This window comes from Mesorhizobium sp. WSM4806 (assembly GCF_055811635.1).
Window position 1 is genome coordinate 25,236 of sequence record NZ_JBVVQZ010000008.1, and the last position, 21,978, is coordinate 47,213.

Sequence of the window (21,978 nt, forward strand, 5' to 3'; positions counted from 1 at the left end):
CCCCCAATCAGATGAGCTTTTTCAAGCGTACGATGGTCTGATCGAGATAGTCGATATCCCGATTACACACGAGCGAGCTTTGCCAGACCATAATCACCCGCGGCACGTCCGGCTCGACGATCACCGTCGCCAGCGTGCCCCGGGTGTGAATCGTCTCGCGCTTGATACGCGTCGTGAAGCCAAACACCAGTCGCGGCAGATGGAATCGTATCGGGCCGTTCGGCGAGAGATTGATGAGCTGTACCGGCTCGCCGCCGCGCAGATAGCCGGCGATCTGTTGATCCCGCGGCGCGCAGCAATAGTAGTGAGAGTCGAGATCTTCCGCCCAAAGCGGGAAGCGCGACTTCTGCCAGGCCTCGTCATAGGTGCCTGAGAGTTCCCGGCGCGGCGACCAATGACAGGCCAGGGCATTGAAGCCGGCCGGCGCGGGGCGGCTGGCGACGGAAGAAACCAGGCTTGCCGGATCTTCGATATTGGGAAGCGGCCGCCCGAGACAGCCATTCGGGTTGGAGATGAAGCCCTGCCCGACCGGATTCCTCGCGTCCAGGCGATGATCCTTCGGATTGTTGGCAGTGCGATCCCAGCCGCCGAATGCGGCTTCATACCGGATCGGCATCTTGAGAAACGGGTCGGGGCTCGCGATGACACGTCGTCCGGCAAGGTTCACCGTCCACCAGCGATTGCCGAATACGCTCAGGCGCTTTTGAACCGGACCAACCTGGAATCCTACATCGAGCTCTGTGGTCGGCTTGCCGTTCGGTGACCAGGCGGTGCCGTTGACAAGCACGTCCGTGCACGGCTTTACCCCGAAAAAATCGGCCTCATAGATCAGGCTTTTCGCATAATCGCCGTCGAGAGGCTGCCCTTGTATGAACGGTGGCAGCTGGTCCCCCGAGGGCCGCGTGCTTCCGTCGGCCAGTATGTCGAAGGTAGCCTTCACGCAGACCAGCCAGATCTTGTTCGCGGCCTTGTCCTGAACCCAGCTTCCCATAGCCGGGAATCCTGTACCGTTGGATATTGCCCACATCAGCTGGTCTCCCAGCTTGCCACAAAGATCTGCTCCAGCGTCGCTTGCGGCGATAGCGGGTCAACATCGAACATGTCTGAACGGTCAGTCCACATCACCATGTCGCTGATGACCTCTGCCCCCGGCTCGACGGGCGGCACCGGCAGTTCGGCCAACGCAGTGTCCAGTTCATCAGGCGTCAGCTCGCCCCGCTGGGCAGCAAAGGCAGCCTCTTCAATCCCGTCAAACCAAGCATCGGCGTCGGCCAGCCGAACGGGTGCTTCAGCAAGCTGAACGACGACGCTGAGAGGGAACTGCCTGCCGACCCTGTCGGCGCTCTGCAGAATAATGCCTGCCGATCCGCCGAAAGCAGCCGGACCGGCCAGGAAGCGCAGCGCGGTGGTGCGCGGCCAGGTTTCCGAGCCGATCAGAGGCACGATGTGCTGCGCCAGCCAGCGGTCCCATATGCGCACAAAATCCCCCGGCAGCCGCCGCGTGACGAAATCGCCGGTGGCGGGCATTTTGCCGTAAAAGCCGGGCAGGATCATATCTGCGCCGGACATGAGAATTTCTTGAACATCTGCAAATTGTAGGGATTTTCGACGCTTGCCGCCTTGAGTTCGAAATCGGCGTACATACCTTGCGTGCCCAGTCGCAGGCTGTAGACGTCGGACAGCGAGGTGCCGGTGAAGCGGCCGCTGCGCAGCAGCCTCAGCCACGCCCAGCTGCCGGTTTCGTTCAACATGACTTCGGGCGAGCCGTCGATCGGCTGGAAGGCCAGCGAGATGACGCCGGTGCCGTCCTTGCCGGGCCAGGTCATCGGCTGCGGCCGCGTCGCGTTGTTGTAGTAGACGAGGTTCTGGCCATCGAGATTGAGCGTCACCCGCGTCACGTTGGGCGACAGGTCCGTCGGCTGCAGCGTGAAACTCATCACCGGGCCGGTACCGCCTGGAAACAGATCGTCGCGGATCCGCCTGGCCTGTTCGAACGCCGCAAGGGCCGCCGCGTCGAGGCCGAAATCGGCGCGCCATTTCCATGGCTGGCTGGCGGTGTCGACATAGCTGATCAAATGGTCGTTGATGAAGGCGTCGATCATCCCGGCCGGCCCGAACAGGCGGGCGAAATCGCGGACATTGACGTCGACCGCGCTTTCAGGGCTGAACGGATAGCGGTCGTTCAGCGCCGCCTGGCAGAACGGCAGGATGTCGGCGCGCCAGATGGCGTTGAGTTCCGAGGTGACCGCCTTCTGTGTCAGGCCGCTGGTGTCGCCGGCGATGCCGCCGAGCCAGTCGTCGACCGGATCGGGCAGGATCTGCGCCTGCCTGGCGACCGCTCCCGTCAGTTCGGCCAGCCCACCCTGCTTCTTGATCGCGTCCTGCGGGTCGGGATTGGCCGTGACCGTCTGCAGCACGTTCGACAGTGCGGTCAGCGCCACCACCGCGGCGTCGAGTGCCGGCGGCTGGCCGTCGACCTCGGCGATCGCCCCCTTGAGCGGCTTGAAATGTTCGGCAACCAGGTTGCCGGTAAGGTCCACCTCGTTGGCGGATCCTGCGCGCGGCAGCAGTTTTGCGCCTGTTTTCACGATCTTTCCAAGCTTCCCCAGCTTGCCGAGCAGTTTCGAGGTGCCCTTGGCTGCCGCCTTGTTGTCGGCCGGCGCTTCATCGGACCGGGTCAGTTCGGTCTCCTGAACCACCGCCGTAAGCAGGCGCTTCAGCGCGGAATCGGCGCTCGAAAGGTCTTTTAGGTTCTCGCTGGCGACATTCAGGTCGGCCAATGGCGCCAGCCTGATATCGCGCAGGATGCTGTCCCATTGCGCGATGTAGTCTTCGTAATAGAGCTTTAGAATATCCTCCGACAGCGCCGAGACCGAGGTTTCGGAATTTTCCGAACAGCCTCCGGCAAACACCGCCCGATCGAGCGCCGCCTGGGCGGCGACATCCTCGATCCGGTCGAGAATGGCATCGTGGAAGCCGGAATAGGTGAATGCGCCCGAAATGCCGACGCGCAGCGTTTTGTCGGAACGCCGTGCAAAAACCTTGGCGCCGTTGGGACCGGCGAAATTCGCCGGGATCCATTCCTTGAGGCCGGCCACCGCCGGGTCGGCCAGCAGCTGCCTGTAGGCACGCGCCGGCAGCGAAATCGTGCAAACCGTTTTCAGCGCCTCGGCAACCAGCGCCTGATCGGCGGCGATGTAGCTGTCGTCGACCGCCATGCGACCGATCGCGGCAAGCTGGTGCTCTTCCGCGTCGGCGGTCGGAAACGGCGCCGCCGGTGCGAATTCCGGCAAGTCGTTGACCCACCAGCTCTGGACGTAGTCGGCGTCCATCTGCGACAGGCCGGTCATCATGCGATAGGTCTTCAGCGCCCCCAGCATGAAATCCGGATCGCGGATCTGCCGCCACATGGTCGCCTCGAGCAGGGCGACCATGTGCGGCTCGAGGACGTTGCGCAAAGCGTGGTCGTAAGTGTCGGCCTGCGCCCGCAGCAGCTCTGCCGACGCCGACGGCCCGAGCAGGTCCTGGGCGCTGCTCGGCGGTGCGGTACGGGCGTTTGCGACCTCGGCCATCGCATAGAGCGCGCTGTCGATGGCGGGCTGCTCCACCGATGCCGGGCTCGCGGCTGCCGCGGTCAGCGGCGCCTGCAGCGCTTCGAACTGACCCGCCTGCGCTGCGATCGCATTGCGGTTGTCATAGTAGGACCAGGTGAACATCGCACCGGCCAACAAGGCGGCGGCGGCACAGGCGGCCGCGGCGCCACGCCAGATCCAGGCGCGGCGGCGCTGCGCCAGCGGATCGAACGTCCCCAGGCCGGCTTCCCTGAAGATGACCTCGGTCAGCAGGTTCTTCAGGAAAAAGCTGCGTTTTTCAACACGCGGCGCCGGCATCGCGCGCCGCGGCGGAAGACCGAAGGATGACGACAGCGCCGCGGTCAGCCGGTCGATGGGCGCCCCTTCCTGGGTCGCCGACGTCAGATAGAGGCCGCGCAGCCAGGCGGCTTCCTCGTAGCGGCTTTCGCCGAACATCGCCTCGACCAGCACCTGGATCGGCTCGGACAGGCTCGTGAGCTGAGCGGGAAACCTGAAAATCTCGGCGCGGGCGGCGAGTTTGTCCTCGTCCTCCAGGCGCGGCACCAGCCGCCGCTCGAGTTGCGTCGCAAGGGTGGCAATTTCCCGTTCTATGGTCTTTGCGTCGACACGCGCATCCAGCGCGAAGGTCGTGCCCCAGACCTGCTCGCGCGAGGCCGTCGACAGGCCGCCGAAGAAAGCCTCGAAACCCTTGATCAGATCGGCCTTGGTCAGCATCAGATAGACCGGAAGGCGGATTTCGAGCCGGTCGTTGAGCTCTGCCAGGCGCCGACGGATCTTGCGGCCATGCGCCTTGATGGCTTCGTCGCCCTCTGAAAGCGCATCGATCGAAAGCGCGACGATCACGCCGTTCAGCGCCCGGCGGCCGCGATGCTTTTTCAAGAGGTCGAGGAAGCCCAGCCATTCCGCCGCATCGACGTCCGGCTGGCTCTCCTGCTGCACGTAGCGGCCCGCCGTGTCGATCAGAACCGCGTTCTCGGAGAAAAACCAGTCGCAGTTGCGGGTGCCGCCAACGCCCTGCAGATCGTCGGTGAGGTCGATCGGAAAGTTCAGGCCGGACTGGCGCAAGGCCGTGGTCTTGCCGGTGGCCGGCGGCCCGACGATCACGTACCAGGGCATCTCGCGCAGGAACTTGCGTCCGCCCAGCTTGCGGCGCTTCAATTCGACCATAACCTCGGCGAACTTGGCGCCGACGGCGGCGACGTTCTCTTCGCCGGGGCTCAGCGGTTTTTCCACCACGGGCGCAGCGATTTCGGCGACGAACATGCGGTTGGCCCGGATCGCCCGGCGCTGCGCGACGATCAGCCAGATCAGCCAGAAGATGACCAGCAGCGCAATGATGACGATGCGGACATTTTCCGAGGCGAAGGGTTCGTAAGCACCGACCCTGACGATCGGGCCGAACACCCAGATAACCAGAGAAAGCAGCGCGATGCCGATCAGCGTCCACAGCCAGCGCGATGTCAGAACCGCCCAGATGAAGCGCAGGATGAACATCTCACAGCCTCTTTTCGACCAGCACCTCGACGCGGCGGTTCAAGGCCCGTCCCGCGCGGGTGCTGTCGTCGGCCACTGGATCGGTAGCTGCACGTCCTTCGAAGCGAATGCGGTCCTGCGGCACACCGTTCTGGACCAGCATCTCGGTAATGGTTGCCGCGCGCGCTTCCGACAGCCGCTGGTTGGTGGAAAGCGGATTGGATCGTTGCAAGGGAATACTGTCGGTATGGCCGACCACGGTGATGTTGCCGATCAGTTCCTGATTGGCGAGGATCACTTTGGCGATTGACCCGATCAGCGGTTCGAAGCCTTCCGTCAGTGTCGGCCGCGACGACTGGAACAGTTCGGGGTTGGAGGCCTGGATGATCAGCCTGGCCAGCGAAACGCTCTCGGTGCCGCTTAGCGCAGCCCTGAGATTGGCCGGCGCTCCGGCCTGAAACTCCGGCACCAGCGCGAAATCCACCGCCTCCGGCGGCGGCGCGTCGACCTGTGGCGATGTCCGGCTGATCTCGCCGCGGACTGGCGGCGGCAAAGCACGAACCAGCGTCGAAAGCTCGACCGCCTGACTGCTCAGTCCCATCGACAGCCCGAGATAGATTGCAGTGGCGAGAACCGCCGCGCCGAGCCCCATCACCCAGATCGGCACGATGAAGCGCTGAGGCTCGTCGGATGCGATCACGCCTTTCCAGTTCGGCGACAGCGGCGCGCCGTCGGCATCGGCATCGCGCAGAAAGCGCGCCGCAGCAACGCGAACCGCATTGAGCGAGCGGTCGCCCGACCGGCCTGGCACACGATATTTGCCGCGGAAGCCGAGCGCCAGGCAATGATATTGCAGTTCGAGCAATTCGCGATCCCGGTTCGGATGCCGCTCCAGTTCGTCGAGACGCGTGAAGAACTGCGTGCCGGCATCGACATCGCCTCGCAGCATCACCACAAGCGGCTGGCGCGGCCATGCGCTGGCGCCGCCCCATGGCGTGTTCAGGGCCAGGTCATCGAGCAATGCCGCCACCACCCAGGCTGCCTGGTCGGCGCGCTCCAGGGAGGACCCTGCCGCCATTGCCGCGTCACGCGCCCGGACCAACTCATCGAGCAACCGGGTGCGCAACGCTTCCGGGTTTTCCGGCGCCAGCGCGCTTTCCAGCTCGGGCGCGAACTCGAGCAGCGGCGCGAATGCGTTGACCAGCGTGTTCGGATGGGTGCGCGACCGTTTGATTGGCACACCCGACAACAGTGGCGTCATCGGTCGCGGCATCGGCGCGCCGGTCAGTCGTATGCGCGTGCGTTCGCGATCCTCCGACAGTCCGAAAGGATCATCCCGGCTCATCATCTCACCTGTTTACCGAATAGCAGTCGACCTGCGGCTCGCTCGGCAGCACGCCCGACACGCCGATGACGAAGCCGGGGGCATCGAGCAGCGAGGCCCAGTGCTCGCTTTTCTGATCCAGCTCAAGGCACAGCCGATCGCCATCGTAGGGGATTTCGCGCGGCTGGGAATGAAGCGGCTTCAGTGGAATGCCGGGTAGACGGGATTTCCACAGGCCCTCGAACTGATCGGCCGAACCGACAGTCGCCTGGTTGACGAAAATCTTGCGCAACGCATCTTCCGACAGCTCGGAGCCGACCCGGATGACGATCCGGCTGGCCACCAGCAGCTTCGGGTTGTCGATGCGGATTTTCCAGACATTGGTCGAATGTCGCATGACCGGCAGTGCGCGTGATTTAGGCTCGATGTAGCGCAGGCTCAGGATGAGCGAGCGCAAGGCGTCGGCCAGCGCCGAATAGGCGGGGCCGGGTGCCATGTGATCGTAGGCCGGCAACTCGCTCAGCCGTCGCGCGCTCGAGCCATAGGTCGCCATGGAGCCGGCAAGACCGGCAAGCTCCAGGTATAGCTCGGCCGGGTGGAAGACATCCTGAGCCAGCATGTGCGCCAGCCGCGGACGCGCCGCATTGGCGAGATTGAGCATCAGCAGGTCTTCGACGCTGCGCCCTGGCCCGCCCATGACCATTTTGCCATGCGCCTCGGCGATCTGGTCGAGGCCGGTGACAACTTCCAGAAGCAGCTGCCGGTACCAGGCCACCGCTCCGGTAACCAGTGTCGGCGGCAGGAACGCCTCGTCCAGCGAGACGCCGCCGTCGGCGCGAATCCCTTTGATGTCGGCTATCGGCAGCGCGGTGTAGCCGCCAACCGATTTTCCCGGTGCAATCAGCAGCGCCTGCGGGCGGGCGATTTCGATTTCTTCAGGATCCGAACCGCCCTGGACGGCGTCACGCACCGAAACGATCCGCCCATGATAGCGTGCGCCTGTCGATGCGGCGTGCGCCGGATCGAAGCCGACACCGCCGGCAGGCTCGAGCGGCAGGGCGACCAGCACCGGTCCGGCGCCGGTATCGGCGGTGACCGGCAGCGGTCGTGGCGCGTCCATCAGGTCCGGGATGGAGAAGGGGGTTCCATCTGGAAAGATGCCGCGTGCCGACAGGATCGAGACCTGGCCGGCATCGAGCATTGCCTGGTCCAGCGTCAGCTGCTGAAAGCCGAACGTATGCAGCTGCCCGGCCTGCAACGCGCCGCGCACCGTCGCCTCGAAAAAGCGATCCTGCTGCTGAAAATGCTGGGTCCGGAGAAACAGGCCTTCGGACCACAGCACCCTGTTTGCATCGCTCATGCCGCTACTTCCTGCATCGAGCACCCCTTGCCCTGGCCGCTAGGCGGAAATGCCGCCGCTGCCAAGCGTGACGTTGACGGTAACTGTTGATCCCGACGACACCGACTTGGTTGTACGCCAGGTCCGGCCGCCGGGCTCGCGAACGAGGGCAACGAAGCCCAGCGCAGCCGCGTCCGGCTCGACCGTGATGGTTTTGGATGCGGTCTTTCCAGGCCCGACGGAGATCTGGTCGGATCCGATGAGATCGCCTGCGAGTGCGGAGCCGGCATCCCCCTGCAGCGCGAAATAATCGGCCGAATTGAATTTGCCGGTGCTGCGCAGCCGCATCACCAGGACCGTCACCGGCCGGTCGCCGCCGCCGGGTCCCGGGTTCATGCCGGCCGCGCCGGTCAGGTTGACGGTCACCGCGGATGGTTTTGGCGGACCGCTCTGGCAAGCAGCAAGCAGCCCGGTTGCGCCCAGGGCAACGACAAATTCGCGGCGATCGATCATGTTTCACTCCTCCTCATATGCATCCCGAAAATCAGCGCCGATTTCGCCCAAAAAGCTCGATTCCGCACTCTGGGCGATGTCACGATGGCGTTTCTGGTAAAGCTCCCACAGCCTGGCGCGGCGCCCGCCCGAAAGCACGATGCCGATCGCGGAACTCGATTTGAGCTCTTCCTCGATCGCTGCCGGGTCAAAACGGTCAATCATTCGCCGCAAGGCGGACTGCACGCCTCGCCAGGCGCGCACGTGATGTTGCGCGAGATCGCGGACCGCGTCGGCGATTGCCGCTTCACCGCCTAGAAATCCGGGGCTGCGCTCGGCGATGAGGGTCACGATTGCGTCGTCGACCGTCGGCAGAAACTTGAGCGGATTGACTTCAGAGGCCCCAACCACCGTCTGGGCGACGCGAGCGTTGCCTTTTTCCTCGGCCCGCTTGCGCAGCAGCTGCATCAGGCCCTCCATCATCAGCCGATACTCGCGACCGAACTTCTCCATTTCCGCGACGCTGTCGCGTCCGGGAAACTCGGCTTCCTCGATGCCCATACCTCGCAGGAAAGCGCTGCGAAGGGCCATGTTCGCCGGTTGCGCCGCTGCCGGGGAGGGGGCGGGCCTGGGCGCGGCACGTGGCGGAGAAGGGATAGCTGCCGCGGGGCCAGGCAAATCCCAGGGATTGGCCGGCTGCGGCTCTGGGGCGATGTGTTTGCGTTGACCGGCCGAGCCGGCGCCGTTTCTCAAATCGGGCGACGCGGCCGGCCCGAAACCGAAACCGTCATCGAATTCGGAGGACTTTCTTGAAACGGGCTGGCTTGAAACGGGCTGGCTTGAAACGGGCTGGCTTGAAACGGGCTGGCCTGGAACGGGCTCGCTTGCACCGGAAGGCACCGGATCGAAGCTGAATGGGTCTGCGGCGTCCGGCGCACGACGTGGTTCGGAATAGCCGGCGCCATTCGGCGCGGGTGTCGATACCGGGTCGAGGCTGAACGGATCGTCGAAGGCAGGCGAACTGCGCTGGTTGGCGCGCTCGAACGCTCCTGGAACGGGTTGCTCGAACGGGTTCGGCAGATCGGCTGGACGCGGCCGGCGCGGCTCTTCTTCGACCGTGGCTGAAAAGAAGTCATCGCGGCCGATGCTTACCGGCGCTCGCGATGCCGGCGGTGACGGTTCGGCGAACGATTGGCTGGCCGCTGGCGCGTGAGCGACCGGCGTCTGCAGATCGACGCATACGATGTAGTCGCCCAGCCTCAGCCGCATGCCGTTCTGAAGACGGACCGACGTGCCGGTGCCGAGCGGGCTGTCAGAATCGTTTATGAACAAACCCCTGCTTGATGTGTCGGTGACGAAATACCCATCCGGCCCGCCGGTGATCCTGCAATGGGCGCGTGAAACGAACATGTCGGGGTCGTCAATCTGCCAGTCCGCGTCCGCGCTGCGGCCGATCACCAGTTCACCCTCGTCCAGCCGGGTCTGCCGTACCGCCTGGGTGCGTGGCCCGTGCTCCAGCGTCAGCAGCAGACTCATGCCGCGACCTCCGCCATTTCCGGCCGCCATCCGACGATCGTCCGCAGCCGCATATCGTCAGCATCGCCCCTTTCGGTGGGCCGCGCAAGCCAGGTGGTTCGGCCGAGCTGTACCGCTCCGATACGCGGCGGCGGCACAGCTTCGCGCGCGAGCACGATCCGCAGATCGACGTCGAGCGATTCCCCGACCATATCGCGAACCGCCTGCTTGAACATCTTCAGGCGTTGGCCGCCCGGCAGGAACGACTTGAACTCCTCGTAGCCGAGTGGGCCGACGCGGAGTTCGATCCTGCTTTGGCGGCTGAAAACGCGCGGGCCGATCGTCGCCCCGCGACCCAGCACTGCGTAAGCCTGGGTAAGCCGGGTCTGGAGCGTCGCCGGTATGGTCATCCAGGTGGCAACGAACTCCTTGATCGCGACCGGCACCTTGAACGCTTCCGCCAGGAACAGCGTCAGCCGCTCCGGACCGTCGACCTGGCTGGCGAGCGACGCGGCCTGGCGAAGCTTCACGGCGTCGAGATCGGGATTTTGGGTACCGGGAAGTCCGGTTCCCGCCATGGCTTCAAGCATGGCCCTTACCCGGCCGCCGACCGCGCGTTCGACCTGTACCGCCGGATGCGCGTCGGCCCAGGCTCGATAGTACAGGGCGATCATGCGGTGCTGGAGAATATTGACGAAGTCCACGAACGTCGTGTCGCTGGTCTGCCGTGCGTCAGCGCCGGTGAACCAGCGCTGCGACAGACGATCGAGCACCCAACGTGTCAAATGAAGCGGCATCGGGCCTTCCGGTCCCATCAGCCCGAGATTGGCAACCGTGACCCGGGCCGGCACCCCGTCGTTCCCCGGCGTCTTGTCCTTCGCTTCGCGGAATTCGACCACGTCCTTGGCGGAAAAGCTAAGACGCACATGCTGCCCGAGCCTTGCCGGCTCGCGATCTGCGCGGCCGGAATGGCCGAACAGCCCGCCCCGTTGTTCGAGCCGGCGCAACAGTTCGAAGAAGTCGAACGTATCATCCAGTTCTTCGGCCCGGACCGGGTCGAGCTTGCCTAGATCAGGTAGCGATTGCCGGGCGTCATCGGCCATGGCACATCCTCCTGCTTCTGCAGCAACCGCGTGCGGGTCCGCACAAAGCCGTTTATCCCGGCGTGACGGGCAAACAGCCGGGCAAGCAAGGCTGAAAGCAGCAATGTGCTTTGCCCGGCCAGGACCGACTGGTCCACATGCAATGTCACTTCCGTGCCCCGTCCGAAGCACATCGGCCCATCGATCTGCAGCCGTTCGATGACGGATCGCGAGTCGATGCGAACGATCGAGTGCACGTTGCGAGCCAGGCTCGGATCTCCCCGGTCGGCATAAAGATCGAGCAGCGCATGCAGCGGATCGACACCGCGGCCTTCCTTGGCGAGGCTGAGAAAGTTGAGGGCCAACTGCGCCACGAGCCGCCATGCGAGATTGTCGGCTCGAGATTCGCCTTCGGCGCCGGCGGGCAGCGCGGCCGGGATCGCCGGCTGGGGCGGGCGCAAAGCACCGATAAGCCGGACCGTTTCGACCGGATCGCCTGTCTCCAGCGTCAGGGTAGGGTTGTCGTCGAGGATCGGCAGATCGCGGTTGGTGCAAAGCGCCATGATGTCGAGCCGCTTCAGCGGCCGGTTCGCCGGGCTTCCGGCCGGCCGGGAAACCGAAAGGAAAACGTCGTCTCCGGTGTAGGAAGTGCGGGTCAGTCCGTCGCGCCGTTCATCTTCGGTGGCCCGGCGAGGGCGCCGTTCGGTGGAATAGACCCAGCCATTGCTGCGGTTTTGCCCCAGGCTGAAGAGTTCTGGAATTTCGGCGTCAGGACCCTCGGCGTCGGCGTCCTCGACATGGGTCACCCGATAGATTTCGAAGTCGCGCGCCCGCGTGCGGTCGGCATGCAACACCTGCCGCGTTCTGCGCGGATCAAGTTCGATGACGTTGCAGTCACGCTCGAACAGGTTGATGATCGGTGTCGCGAAAAGTTCGAAATCCGCCGGCGTCACATCGGCAAGCTCGGGCACCGGGCGCCGGAACATGAAGATGATCTCGACCCCGGCCTCGCATCGGCGCACGACCGGTTGCAGTCCTGAAACCCGCACGTAGTGAAAGCGCTCGGGCATCATGAAATATTCACGCAGCAGGCGGTAGCCTTCGAATGTCGGCCGGGTACGAGGCATCAACGCCTCGTCGTCGCTGATGCCGACCATTTCGGGTTCCGGCAACCGCGACAGCGGATTGGCCTTGCCCTCGGCGCGGGCGCCAACCGCCGAGCAGGCGCCGAAAATCGCGTCGAACAGCAATGGCGCCTTGGTGCGCCCGGCAAAATAGAAATCAAGCCGGTCGAGCGCCAGTTCGCCGAGCTTGCCTTTTCCGGTCCGACCCAGCGTGATGCGCAGCGCCGCCTCGCCGCCTGCGCCGCCGATCGGTGTTATGCCGGCCGCCGCCAACCCGCTGCGATCCTGGAAATAGCTGACCGAATTGATGGTTATCGGCCACAGCGTGATTTCCTGCGCGGTGGTGAATGTGCAGCGCGTCGACAGGCCGGGTTGCAGACTGGACACCAGCCGCGTGTTCCGCTTGATGGCATGGCCGGCAATCATCGACTGGACCTGCTGGCCGGGTTTCAGCACTGCCATTGCCGTAGCCGGGGCCGGGGTAACCAGATCGGGATACAGCACATCCAGCACGCTGCGTGAAAACCGCGAACGCTCGGCGTCGACTTTCAACCGGGTGCGTGCAGCGAGGAAAGCGACGCCGTCAAGCAGCCGCTCGACATACGGATCCGGGCACGGGACGGTATCGAGAGAAAGATTGCGCGCCACCGCCGGATGCATGTCGGCAAATTCCGCCGCGAGTCCGCGGATATGGGTCAGTTCCTCCTCGTAATATTCTACGAAGACCCGATCCATCTCAGCTGTCCCTGAATTCGGTCCGCGCCAGGCCGTTATCGAGATTGATCGTGGTGCGCAGGCGCATGCGTTCCGGCGTCGGCGTCATGATCAGAACGGCGTCTATCTCGATCTTCAGGCCGACACTTTTGTCACCGAGGGTCACCGTTACCTTGGTTGCGCTTTCCTTGAGACGGGGCTCGAAGGTGGCAAGGACCGAGCGGATCTCGCGCGCCAGGGTCTCGCGATCAAAGTCGCGGGACGAACGGCCCGAAAACGACGGCACGCCGTAGTTGACCACACTTCGGCGCACCTCCGGAAAATCGGCCAGCGACGGCGGATTGTCTGCGGCCTGTTCGCTTTCGAAATCGGAAAGAAGCGGAACAGCTTCAAAACGCTCGGTGTTGAACAAGGCCTCGATGTCGCGCCGCACCGCCTCCCTGAGGACGCGGGCCGATACAACCACGCCACGGCTTTCGATCTCGGCGCGGTGTTGGGTCTGAAAGGCCAGGCGGTGCAGACGCCGCTTCTGATCGGGAGTCAGCTCCGCGTCGGCGTCGATCAGCCGCGCGCTGCCCGCCAGCAGCGTGTCCAGCCGGTCCGCGCCCAACTCGTCCTGCAAGGTCTGGCGCAGCCCGTCGATCTCGGAGGTGACGCCCGGCAGATCGTTGACGAGGCGGTCCCAAAGAGAGGGCTGGACCGCCTCGCGTTTCGCCCGCGAACTGCCGGTAACCTGTAGCTTGTCGGCGCCGGGCCGCCGCGCCTCACTTGCCGACATAGACATCCATTTCGATTTCGTCATCCTTGTCATAGACGAACTTGATCTTCTTGTAGGCGAAGCTGACCTCCTCCTCGATCAGGTCTTCCTCGTCCTCGGCCTGCGACATGTCGTATTCCATGATCGAAGCGTCGGTCAGGGTGACGACCAGATAATCGCTGGTCTCGCCATCGATGGTCCGGCGGGCGGAGAACACAACTTCGTCCAGCGCCTTGTTGTCGAACAGCGCCTTTTTCAGATAGGGCGATGACTTGTCATAATGCTTGGTGAACTTGATCATCCCCAGCGACACGCGACCGCGGCGTGAGAGCGAATTCGGATCGTATGGCGCGATTATCTTGTAATCGACCCCGTGGACTTCGATTTCGTCCTCATGGCCGTCTCGAACGCTTGGCCCTTTGATATCCGGAACTTTTAGAAAACCATCAATTTTCACGGGCATTGTCTTCCTCCAGCGCTTTCAAAACAAAACAAGGTGGATGTTGCTGCAAAATCAAGCCTTTACGGACGGTAGTTCTGACACCAGTCGAAGCGAGGCGTTGATGCCCTCCAACTGGTAATGCGGGCGCAGATAGAAGCGGGCGTTGTAGTAGCCCGGCCGCCCCTCGACGCTGTCCACCTGGACTTCAGCGGCGGCAAGCGGGCGCTTGGCGCGCGCCTTGTCGTCGGCAAAGGCCGGGTTGGCCAGCACGTAGCGGTTGATCCACTCGGTCAACCAGATCTGCATGTCGGAGCGCTCCTTGAACGACCCTATCTTGTCGCGCGCAATGGCCTTGAGGTAGTGCGCAAAGCGCGAAACCGGGAAAAGATAGGGCAGGTTGGCGCTCAGCCGTTCATTTGACTGGGCGTCGGGATCGACCAGCCGCCCGGCGCGCGTCTCGTCGTCCTGCAGCGAATGCGCACCGATAAAGGCTGCGAGATCGGTGTTCTTGCGGTGCAGAATGGGCATCAGGCCGAGCTTGGCCAGTTCCGCCTCGCGCCGGTCGTCGATGGCAACTTCCGTCGGGCATTTCATCGCGATCGATCCGTCGTCCGTGGGGAAGGAGTGCACCGGCAGGTTGATCACTGTGCCGCCGTTCTCGACTCCGCGGATCTGCGTGCCCCAGCCATAGAGCTTGTGACTGCGGTTTATGTTGACGCCCATCGGGAAGGCGGCGTTCATCCAGACATATTTGTTGTGGTCGCCCTGCACTTCTTCCTCGAAAGTGAAGCCCTTCACCGGAACGGTTTCCGAGCCATACGGCAGTCGCGCCAGAACACGTGGCATGGTCAGGCCGATGTAGCGCGCGTCCTCGCTCTCGCGCAGCGATTGCCACGAGGCATAGGCCGGGTTGGAGACGATCATCTGCAGGTCCTGCGGGTTCGGCAGTTCCTGCCAGCTGTCCATGCGGAACAGCCGCGGGTCGGCGGCTGCGATGAACGGCGTATGCGCGGAGGCACAGATGCCCGAGATGTTGCGCAACAGGCCGACGTCACGCGGATGGTTCGAGAATTCGTAGGCGCCGATCAGGCAGCCGATCGGCTCGCCACCCAGCATCGAATACTCGTCCGTATAGACCTTCTTGAAGATCGGGCTTTGATCCCACATCTGGCCTTCGTAGTCTTCAAGCGTGTCGGCAAGCTGAACCTTGGAAATGTTCATCACCCGGATCTTCAGCTTCTGATCCGTCTCGGTGTTGTTGACGAGATACCATAGGCCGCGCCATGTGCCTTCCATTTCGCGCACTTCCGGCGCATGCAGAATCTCGTTCACCTGGGTAGTCAGCATCTTGTCGATGCCTGCTATCAGCGACTTGATCGATTTGATCGCGTTGGACGAGATGGTCGTGGTATCGGAGCGGGACTGCGCCGCCAGCGCGAGATTACGGACGAGCTGCTGCAGCTTCTCGCTGTCGTCCTTCTTGACCTTGAAATCCTTCTCGAGGAGCCCGCTGAATTCTCCGAGGTCTATGGCTTCCGCCTCAGCGGCGACGGCTGCGGTTTTTTGTTGTTCGGCCATGATTTACTCCTGAACCTTGTCGTCGTCGGATAATGCCTGGTTGGCGATCTTGCCGAGAAGCGGCTCGTTGTTCAGAAGTTGCGCGATGCGCTTTTCGGCGTCGACACGGCCGTCCATGAAACCGAGCAGCTCCTCGAGCTGACGACGCATCTTGAGGATCTCGGCCAATTGCGGGACTTGTTCGGCGATCTTGTCCGGGGCGAAATCGCCCATTTTGGTGAAGGTAAGATCGAGTGCTAGCTCTTCGTCCCGCTCGGCGCCCTCAGCCTGGGGCAGCGTATTCTTCACACGGGCTTTGACGCGCGGCCCGAGCGCCTCCATGAAACGGGGGAAGCGGTTGGCGTCAGTCTCGACAAAGGAGCGGTCCAGTACCGACTTCATCGCTTCCCTGGTCTGTGAAGCGCCGGAGAGGTCGGCCATCACGCCCATGACGAACGGCAATTCGATCGTCGTCGGGCTGCCATAGGTTTCCACGTCATAGGCGATCTGCACGCGCGGAGCGCGGTTCCGTTCGATGACTTTCGCTTTGCTTTCAGCTGCCATGGCTCGTTACCTTTCATCCTTCTGGGCCGTCTTCTTGGCATCGGGAACGCCGGCAAGCAGCCGGAATTCCTTCAGCCCCGACGGGGCGAGATCTTCCATCAGTTCAACGAAATCCATATGCACCATCCGGCGCACCCGGCGGGCCAGGTGCGGGATCGGGCTCGACGGTTCGGTGCGGTCATAAAAGGCGACGACGAGGTCGAGGCATTTCACGACGTCGTCGCGCGAGGAAATCCGTTCCGGCAGCCCCGTGCTCGGTTCCGCGTAACTCGCCACACTTGCCATAGTATCGGCTCCATGGCCCTTTGCAGGCATTTGACCGTTTCGAGCAGGCATTTCCGGATCTGCAGTCGTGGGGGCTGGCTCGGCCGCGCCGTTCGTCGCCGTTTCGATTGCCGAATTCCGTTCGAGGGTCGACAGCAAACGCTGCAGAAACCGTTTCAATTCCGGAACAGCGGCGCCACCGCCCTGCAGACGGCCGTTGAGAGCCGTCTCGACCGCATCAAGAGCCGTGATCGCCGCATGAGCATCGGCAATGAGCGACATCATCTCCGCATTGGCTTGATCGGCCTGCGCCTTGCACCCGCTATGAACCCGGTTCAGCAGTTGACCGTGCGCGCTGGCCAGCGTTGCCTTTTCCGCCGCATTCAATCCCGAAGCCGCTTCCAGAAGCATGACCCGCTCGTCGAGTGCGGCTTGTTCCAGATCGCGTCCGCTGATCGGCCCCATAGGGCGCGGCGCGAAGAAAATCATTCGCCGCAAGTCCGCCAGCAGCCCGTCCTGGCCATTCTGGAGGTCGAGCAGGGCGTTGATGCGACGCAAGGCGGCGTCGCGTGGTGAAGCACTGGGCCGCAGGGCCGGGTGCATGGTCTCCCAATGCTGATCGAAGCTCCGCGCAACAAGGGTCAGGCCATGTGCGAGCCCGGCGAGCCGCTGCTCATTGGCCAGCGCGCGCGTGACAATGACGAGCAGGCGCAGATCCCGGCCATGCGCACGCAATTCCTCCGCCTTGTCGAGGACGGCAGGCCAGTCGACCGGAATGGTGCTTTGCGACGAGGGCTGGTTGTGGCCGCCATGGACGACCTTGACCTGCGGCTCGGTGAGACGCTCCAGCTCATGAAAGGCTGGATCGTTGCGCAAATCCTCCCCTGACGGATTTTCACCGTCCAGCGGATTCAGCCAGAGTGCGAGATCAAGCACACCATCCCCCAGCGCGCGGCTCGTGGGCCGTGCCTGACCCAACGTTACCACACTGCGACACTTTACCACAATTTAGTTGATGCTCAATCTTAATACGAGCCTGCAACCGGCGCGCTGGGCTCAAAAGTGCTGGCGGATTTGTCGAACCCTGTCGGTGAACGCATCGCCATCAGGCGGGGCGTTCGATGGCGTTGCAGCCGATGGCGCCGGCGCCTGCCGGGACGGAAGAAATCGACTGAATCGCACACCCGGACGCCCCGCTCATAAACGCTCTTTGTCAAGTCGCTGCTTATGTGGCAGTTTGTTGGCTGGCAGATTGGAGGGGCAAGTTCGATGGAACAGCGCCGGTCGTCGCAGAGCTTTAAACGCAAGGAACTGGTCGGCAAGCTCAACCCCATCTGTTTGCGCGCCTTCAAGGCTGCGGCCGACACCGCCAAGCTGCGCGGCAATCCTTATGTCGAGCTCGTTCACTTCATCGAGCAGCTGGTGCTTTCAGAGCGATCGGATGTGCAGCTGATACTGGCAGACGCCGGGGTGGATGCGAGCCGGCTCACGGCCGATATGACCCGCGCCGTCGACAAGCTGCCTTACGGCGCCACTTCGATCGAGGAATTTTCCGATCATATCTTTCACGCCATCCAGGAGGCCTGGGGCCTGGCGGGACTGGAATTCAGCGTCGAGGAAGTGCGCAGTGCGCATATTCTGCTCGCCTGCCTGAAGACGCCGGTGCTGGAAGGCCTGCTGTCGAAGATCAGCGGCGAATTCGACAAGATCGATGCGCAGGCCGTTATTGCGCGGTTCGCGGACGTCATGGAGGGTTCGCTCGAAGCCGGCGCCTCGACTGCGGTTGCCGCCGCCGAAACACCGCGGCGGGCTCCGGGCGCGGATTCGGCGCTGGCCAAATATGCCACCGACCTGACCCAGCGCGCCCGCGACGGCAAGATCGATCCGGTCGTCGGCCGCGATCCCGAGATCAGGCAGATCGTCGATATCCTGATGCGGCGCCGGCAAAACAACCCGATCCTGACCGGCGAGGCGGGGGTCGGCAAAACCGCGGTCGTCGAGGGCTTTGCCTTGCGCATTGCCGAGGGCGACGTGCCGCCGACGCTGCAGGGCGTCAGCGTGCGCATGCTCGATGTCGGCCTGATGCAGGCGGGCGCCAGCGTAAAGGGCGAATTCGAAAAACGGCTGAAGGCGGTCATTGACGAGGTGCAATCCTCGGAAACGCCGGTCATCCTCTTCATCGATGAAGCGCACACCTTGATCGGCGCCGGCGGCGCGGCAGGAACCGGTGATGCGGCCAATCTGCTGAAGCCGGCGCTGGCGCGCGGCGAGCTTCGCACGATCGCGGCGACGACCTGGGCCGAATACAAGCAGCACATCGAGAAGGACCCGGCGCTTACCCGTCGCTTCCAGGTCGTCAAGATAGATGAGCCGTCGGAAGCGGTCGCCGTTCTCATGCTGCGTGGTGTCGCCGGTGTCCTCGAGCAGCATCACAAGGTGCAGATACTCGATGAGGCGATCGAGGCGGCGGTCAGCCTGTCCCACCGCTACATCCCGGCACGGCAACTGCCCGACAAGGCCGTGAGCCTTCTCGACACCGCCTGCGCCCGTGTCGCCATTTCGCAGCATGCCACCCCGGCCGAGGTCGAGGACATCATGCGCCGCCGCCAGGCGCTGGAGGTCGAGCGCGCCATCATCGGCCGCGAGGCAGCGATCGGCATCGACGTGGCCGACCGGCAGGCTCGGGTCGAAACCGGGCTTGCCGAGACCGAACTCACGCTTGCTGCCGCGCAGCAACGCTGGGATCGGGAAAAGGCGCTGGTTGGCGAGATACTCGAACTGCGCGCCAGGCTGCGCGGCGAGGGTGTGCCGCTCGACGCCGTGGAGCCTTCGGGGGCGGTGGCCGAAACCGCAGGCGCCGATGTATCTGAGATCAAAGCGCCCGAACCCGATGCGCCCGAACCCGATGCGCCCGAACCCGATGCGGAAGCAACGGCCGCTGCCGGTCCTTCTCCACCCGACCCGGCTGCCGATCTCGCGCGGCTGCGCGAGCTGATGGCCGAACTCGCAGAAGCGCAGGGCGAGACGCCGCTGATCCTGCCGTCGGTCGACCGCAACGCCGTGGCGGCGGTGGTGCAGGACTGGACCGGCATCCCGACTGGCCGGATGCTGACGAGCCAGACCGAAAAGGCGCTGCGGCTCGCCGTCACGCTGTCCGAGCGCGTGGTCGGTCAGGATCACGCCATGGAAATGATTGCCAAGCGCGTGCAGACCAGCCGCGCCGGGCTCGGCGCGCCCGAAAAGCCGGTGGGGGTGTTTCTGCTCTGCGGTCCCTCGGGCGTCGGCAAGACCGAAACCGCGCTGGCCCTGGCCGAGACGCTCTATGGCGGCGAGCAGAACCTCATTTCGATCAACATGTCCGAGTTCCAGGAGGCGCACACCGTCTCAACCTTGAAGGGCGCGCCACCCGGATATGTCGGCTATGGCAAGGGCGGCATCCTCACCGAGGCGGTCCGGCGCAAGCCCTATTCGGTGATCCTGCTTGACGAGGTCGAGAAGGCGCATCCGGACGTGCACGAAATCTTCTTCCAGGTCTTCGACAAGGGAATGATGGACGACAGTGAAGGCCGCCGGATCGATTTCAAGAACACGCTGATCCTGCTCACCTCGAACGTTGGCTCCGAAGTCATCATGGACCGGACCAGCAGCGGCACGGTGCGGGCGGGGCTCGACGATCTCGACACAGCATTGCGCGCCCCGCTGCTGAAAGTTTTCCCAGCGGCCTTTCTTGGCCGGGTGGTGACCATCCCTTATTACCCGCTCTCGGACATGATGATCGAAGCGATCACCCGCCATCAGTTCGCCAAGATCGCCCGCCGGCTGCGCTCGAGCAACGATGCCGAGTTGGTGATCGGTGACGGTGTCATGGATCTGGTCAAAGCCCGCTGCACCGAGATCGAATCCGGCGGCCGAATGATCGACGCCATTTTGACAAACACGCTTCTGCCCGAATTGAGCCGTGGCGTGCTGAACCGGTCGCTCGAGGGCGAAAAGATGACGAAGGTGACGGTCGGAGCCTCCGAAGGAGGTTTCACCTATTCCTTTGAATAGCTGAGCAGAACGTGGGACCCCGATTCACTCGGCGGGCTGGACCGGCTGCGCGGTGGGTTTCGCGGAGCCGCTGGCCCGCCGTCAGCATGCCGGAGCCGGCCGATCGGAAGATGTCGTTTTACCCAGGGCCGTTGCGCGAGGCACGTCTTATGGTCAGATGCCTGACACGGCGCGATGCAACTCCAGCTTTGGCGATGGCGGGCGCACTGCATTATTGATATTGTACGCCCAGAACAGGCGCGCAAATGACATCCACTTCAGACAAGGCCGATGCGGTCGAGCAGTTGCTTGACACACCTGAACTCGCAACCGCACTGGAAAGCGAACAGTTCAAGAAATTCCTTGACCAGGTGCCGATCGCCATAGCCGTTGCAGACCTGGCCGCTGAGGAGCGTGTAGTCTACGCCAATCCGGAGTTCGAGAAACTGTCAGGCCTGACGGTCGCTAGGCTAACTCGAGAAAACTGGTCGGCCCTTTCGGGCACAGGCCTCTACCAGCAGAAGGACCGCCCGCTGGCCGAGGCCGTGGTCCGGGAGACCGATTTGGTCGGCACCTACAGGCTGGAGCACAACGAGGACAAGTTGCCGATCGTCGACGTTTATTCCAATGTCATCGAGGACGACAACGGCAAGATCTGCTTCCGGTTGGTGGCGCTGGTCGACGTATCCGCCCATGGCGAAGCGGCGGATCAGCCCTCGGTGGAGGAGCGTGTCAGCGAGAAAGACACGCTGCTGCGCGAACTGCAGCACCGGGTGAAGAATAACCTGCAGATGATCACCGCCCTGATACGGCTTGAAAGCCGCAATGCGACTGAGGCCGACCGGAGACGGTTTGAACGGCTCGCCGGTCGCGTCGACGCCCTGGCGATCCTCTACCAGACGCTGACGGCCGACGAGCAGAAGGAAGAGGTCGATCTTGGCGTCTATCTCAGCCAGATCGCGTCCGCGGTGATGAGCTCGCATGCAGTCGAGGGGATCCGCCTCGATATGAGGGTGGACACATATCCGGTGTCAATCAACGTCGCCATGCCGGCTGGACTGGTGGTCAACGAATTGCTGACCAATTCGCTAAAACATGCTTTCCAGGGGCGCGAAGGCGGCACGATAACGCTGCACAGCATCGTCGATGGCGACGGCTGCCGGGTCATAGTGGCTGACGACGGAATTGGACTGCCGGAAGGCGAGACGTGGCCCAAGCCAGGCAAGCTCGGAGCCCTGATCGCGCACTCGCTGACCGAGAACGCCAAGGCGCGGCTCGCGGTCGACTCGAGCGCCAGCAAAGGGACGAAGGTGACGATCGTCTTCACTCGATCAGCGGCTGCAAGCTGACACCCGACTAAGGCAGTTGGCTTCATGTCCGGCCTTGAGCAATTGCGCAAATAGCCGGCAGGCACGCCGTAAGGTAGCAGGATGAAGTGCGGGCGTTTCGCTCGTTTGCGCCGGCGTATCAAGCCCGCTGCCCCGAGGGCCTCTTCGAAGATCTTTTTCACGCCGTGGGGCAGCGGGCTAGGAGGCAGCTCTGGACTCGGCGGACCGCGGGTGAGGGGACACGTTGCGGGTGCAAAGGAGCTCCGGGCGGGCGTGAAGGCGGATCAAGCGCTCGATTGGAATGAAGAGGCCTCGCGCGAGCCGGTTACCCGATCGCTGCTCGGAGATTGCCACCAGATACTCCTGTGTCGCGCCCGATCA

16 protein-coding genes are annotated in these 21,978 nt (G+C 63.6%); 2 read left to right on the top strand and 14 right to left on the bottom strand.

Features of this window, described 5'->3' with window-relative positions:
• Positions 1-7: 7 nt before the first annotated feature.
• The 14 genes from AC0L2M_RS14020 to tssA are packed head-to-tail and all read right to left on the bottom strand — an operon-like array spanning position 8 to position 17,176.
• Positions 8-991 (bottom strand): DUF2169 family type VI secretion system accessory protein, encoded by a 984-nt coding sequence (locus tag AC0L2M_RS14020; RefSeq protein WP_473535156.1) that lies wholly within the window; start codon positions 989-991, stop codon positions 8-10.
• Positions 992-1,026: 35 nt separating this feature from the next.
• Complete coding sequence (tagF, locus tag AC0L2M_RS14025; protein ID WP_287228712.1) at positions 1,027-1,554, bottom strand: type VI secretion system-associated protein TagF; 528 nt, start codon at positions 1,552-1,554, stop codon at positions 1,027-1,029.
• Positions 1,551-5,087, bottom strand: a complete 3,537-nt coding sequence (gene tssM, locus AC0L2M_RS14030) for a type VI secretion system membrane subunit TssM (protein WP_287228715.1) — start codon at positions 5,085-5,087, stop codon at positions 1,551-1,553. Before tssM ends, tagF begins: the two co-directional genes overlap by 4 nt.
• 1 nt (position 5,088) lies before the next feature.
• Positions 5,089-6,411, bottom strand: coding sequence for a type IVB secretion system protein IcmH/DotU (gene icmH, locus AC0L2M_RS14035; RefSeq protein WP_473535157.1), 1,323 nt, complete (start codon positions 6,409-6,411; stop codon positions 5,089-5,091).
• Positions 6,412-6,415: 4 nt separating this feature from the next.
• Positions 6,416-7,750: a type VI secretion system baseplate subunit TssK gene (gene tssK, locus AC0L2M_RS14040; RefSeq protein ID WP_473535158.1), complete on the bottom strand. Its 1,335-nt coding sequence runs from the start codon at positions 7,748-7,750 to the stop codon at positions 6,416-6,418.
• 39 nt (positions 7,751-7,789) lie between these two features.
• Entirely contained in the window at positions 7,790-8,242 is a 453-nt protein-coding gene (gene tssJ / locus AC0L2M_RS14045) for a type VI secretion system lipoprotein TssJ (RefSeq protein ID WP_027154116.1), read from the bottom strand.
• A gap of 3 nt (positions 8,243-8,245) precedes the next feature.
• The gene (tagH, locus tag AC0L2M_RS14050) at positions 8,246-9,757 is read right to left on the bottom strand and encodes a type VI secretion system-associated FHA domain protein TagH (RefSeq protein WP_473535159.1); all 1,512 of its coding nucleotides are present in this window, start codon (positions 9,755-9,757) and stop codon (positions 8,246-8,248) included.
• Positions 9,754-10,839 (bottom strand): type VI secretion system baseplate subunit TssG, encoded by a 1,086-nt coding sequence (gene tssG, locus AC0L2M_RS14055; protein WP_473535160.1) that lies wholly within the window; start codon positions 10,837-10,839, stop codon positions 9,754-9,756. The genes tagH and tssG overlap by 4 nt, the downstream gene beginning before the upstream one ends.
• Positions 10,803-12,677 (bottom strand): type VI secretion system baseplate subunit TssF, encoded by a 1,875-nt coding sequence (gene tssF / locus AC0L2M_RS14060; RefSeq protein ID WP_128172612.1) that lies wholly within the window; start codon positions 12,675-12,677, stop codon positions 10,803-10,805. The genes tssG and tssF overlap by 37 nt, the downstream gene beginning before the upstream one ends.
• A gap of 1 nt (position 12,678) precedes the next feature.
• Positions 12,679-13,434 (bottom strand): type VI secretion system baseplate subunit TssE, encoded by a 756-nt coding sequence (tssE, locus tag AC0L2M_RS14065; protein WP_023801310.1) that lies wholly within the window; start codon positions 13,432-13,434, stop codon positions 12,679-12,681.
• Complete coding sequence (locus AC0L2M_RS14070) at positions 13,421-13,876, bottom strand: Hcp family type VI secretion system effector (RefSeq protein WP_023801311.1); 456 nt, start codon at positions 13,874-13,876, stop codon at positions 13,421-13,423. The genes tssE and AC0L2M_RS14070 overlap by 14 nt, the downstream gene beginning before the upstream one ends.
• Positions 13,877-13,927: 51 nt before the next feature.
• Complete coding sequence (tssC, locus tag AC0L2M_RS14075; RefSeq protein ID WP_023801312.1) at positions 13,928-15,433, bottom strand: type VI secretion system contractile sheath large subunit; 1,506 nt, start codon at positions 15,431-15,433, stop codon at positions 13,928-13,930.
• Between the two features lie 3 nt (positions 15,434-15,436).
• Positions 15,437-15,976: a type VI secretion system contractile sheath small subunit gene (tssB, locus tag AC0L2M_RS14080; RefSeq protein WP_023801313.1), complete on the bottom strand. Its 540-nt coding sequence runs from the start codon at positions 15,974-15,976 to the stop codon at positions 15,437-15,439.
• Positions 15,977-15,982: 6 nt separating this feature from the next.
• A complete protein-coding gene (gene tssA / locus AC0L2M_RS14085) occupies positions 15,983-17,176 on the bottom strand; it encodes a type VI secretion system protein TssA (RefSeq protein WP_473535161.1) in 1,194 nt (397 codons plus the stop codon).
• Positions 17,177-17,509: 333 nt separating this feature from the next.
• Here tssA and tssH point away from each other — a divergent pair, with 333 nt between their 5' ends.
• Both tssH and AC0L2M_RS14095 read left to right on the top strand, forming a co-directional pair.
• The gene (gene tssH, locus AC0L2M_RS14090; protein ID WP_473535162.1) at positions 17,510-20,290 is read left to right on the top strand and encodes a type VI secretion system ATPase TssH; all 2,781 of its coding nucleotides are present in this window, start codon (positions 17,510-17,512) and stop codon (positions 20,288-20,290) included.
• A gap of 245 nt (positions 20,291-20,535) precedes the next feature.
• A complete protein-coding gene (locus AC0L2M_RS14095) occupies positions 20,536-21,618 on the top strand; it encodes a sensor histidine kinase (protein WP_287067601.1) in 1,083 nt (360 codons plus the stop codon).
• Positions 21,619-21,978: the final 360 nt, after the last annotated feature.

Coding starts and splice junctions, on each gene's coding strand:
- AC0L2M_RS14020 (WP_473535156.1), bottom strand. CDS start 991: ATGGGAAGCTGGGTTCAGGACAAGGCCGCGAACAAGATCTGGCTGGTC.
- tagF (WP_287228712.1), bottom strand. CDS start 1,554: ATGATCCTGCCCGGCTTTTACGGCAAAATGCCCGCCACCGGCGATTTC.
- tssM (WP_287228715.1), bottom strand. CDS start 5,087: ATGTTCATCCTGCGCTTCATCTGGGCGGTTCTGACATCGCGCTGGCTG.
- icmH (WP_473535157.1), bottom strand. CDS start 6,411: ATGAGCCGGGATGATCCTTTCGGACTGTCGGAGGATCGCGAACGCACG.
- tssK (WP_473535158.1), bottom strand. CDS start 7,750: ATGAGCGATGCAAACAGGGTGCTGTGGTCCGAAGGCCTGTTTCTCCGG.
- tssJ (WP_027154116.1), bottom strand. CDS start 8,242: ATGATCGATCGCCGCGAATTTGTCGTTGCCCTGGGCGCAACCGGGCTG.
- tagH (WP_473535159.1), bottom strand. CDS start 9,757: ATGAGTCTGCTGCTGACGCTGGAGCACGGGCCACGCACCCAGGCGGTA.
- tssG (WP_473535160.1), bottom strand. CDS start 10,839: ATGGCCGATGACGCCCGGCAATCGCTACCTGATCTAGGCAAGCTCGAC.
- tssF (WP_128172612.1), bottom strand. CDS start 12,677: ATGGATCGGGTCTTCGTAGAATATTACGAGGAGGAACTGACCCATATC.
- tssE (WP_023801310.1), bottom strand. CDS start 13,434: ATGTCGGCAAGTGAGGCGCGGCGGCCCGGCGCCGACAAGCTACAGGTT.
- AC0L2M_RS14070 (WP_023801311.1), bottom strand. CDS start 13,876: ATGCCCGTGAAAATTGATGGTTTTCTAAAAGTTCCGGATATCAAAGGG.
- tssC (WP_023801312.1), bottom strand. CDS start 15,433: ATGGCCGAACAACAAAAAACCGCAGCCGTCGCCGCTGAGGCGGAAGCC.
- tssB (WP_023801313.1), bottom strand. CDS start 15,976: ATGGCAGCTGAAAGCAAAGCGAAAGTCATCGAACGGAACCGCGCTCCG.
- tssH (WP_473535162.1), top strand. CDS start 17,510: ATGGAACAGCGCCGGTCGTCGCAGAGCTTTAAACGCAAGGAACTGGTC.
- AC0L2M_RS14095 (WP_287067601.1), top strand. CDS start 20,536: ATGACATCCACTTCAGACAAGGCCGATGCGGTCGAGCAGTTGCTTGAC.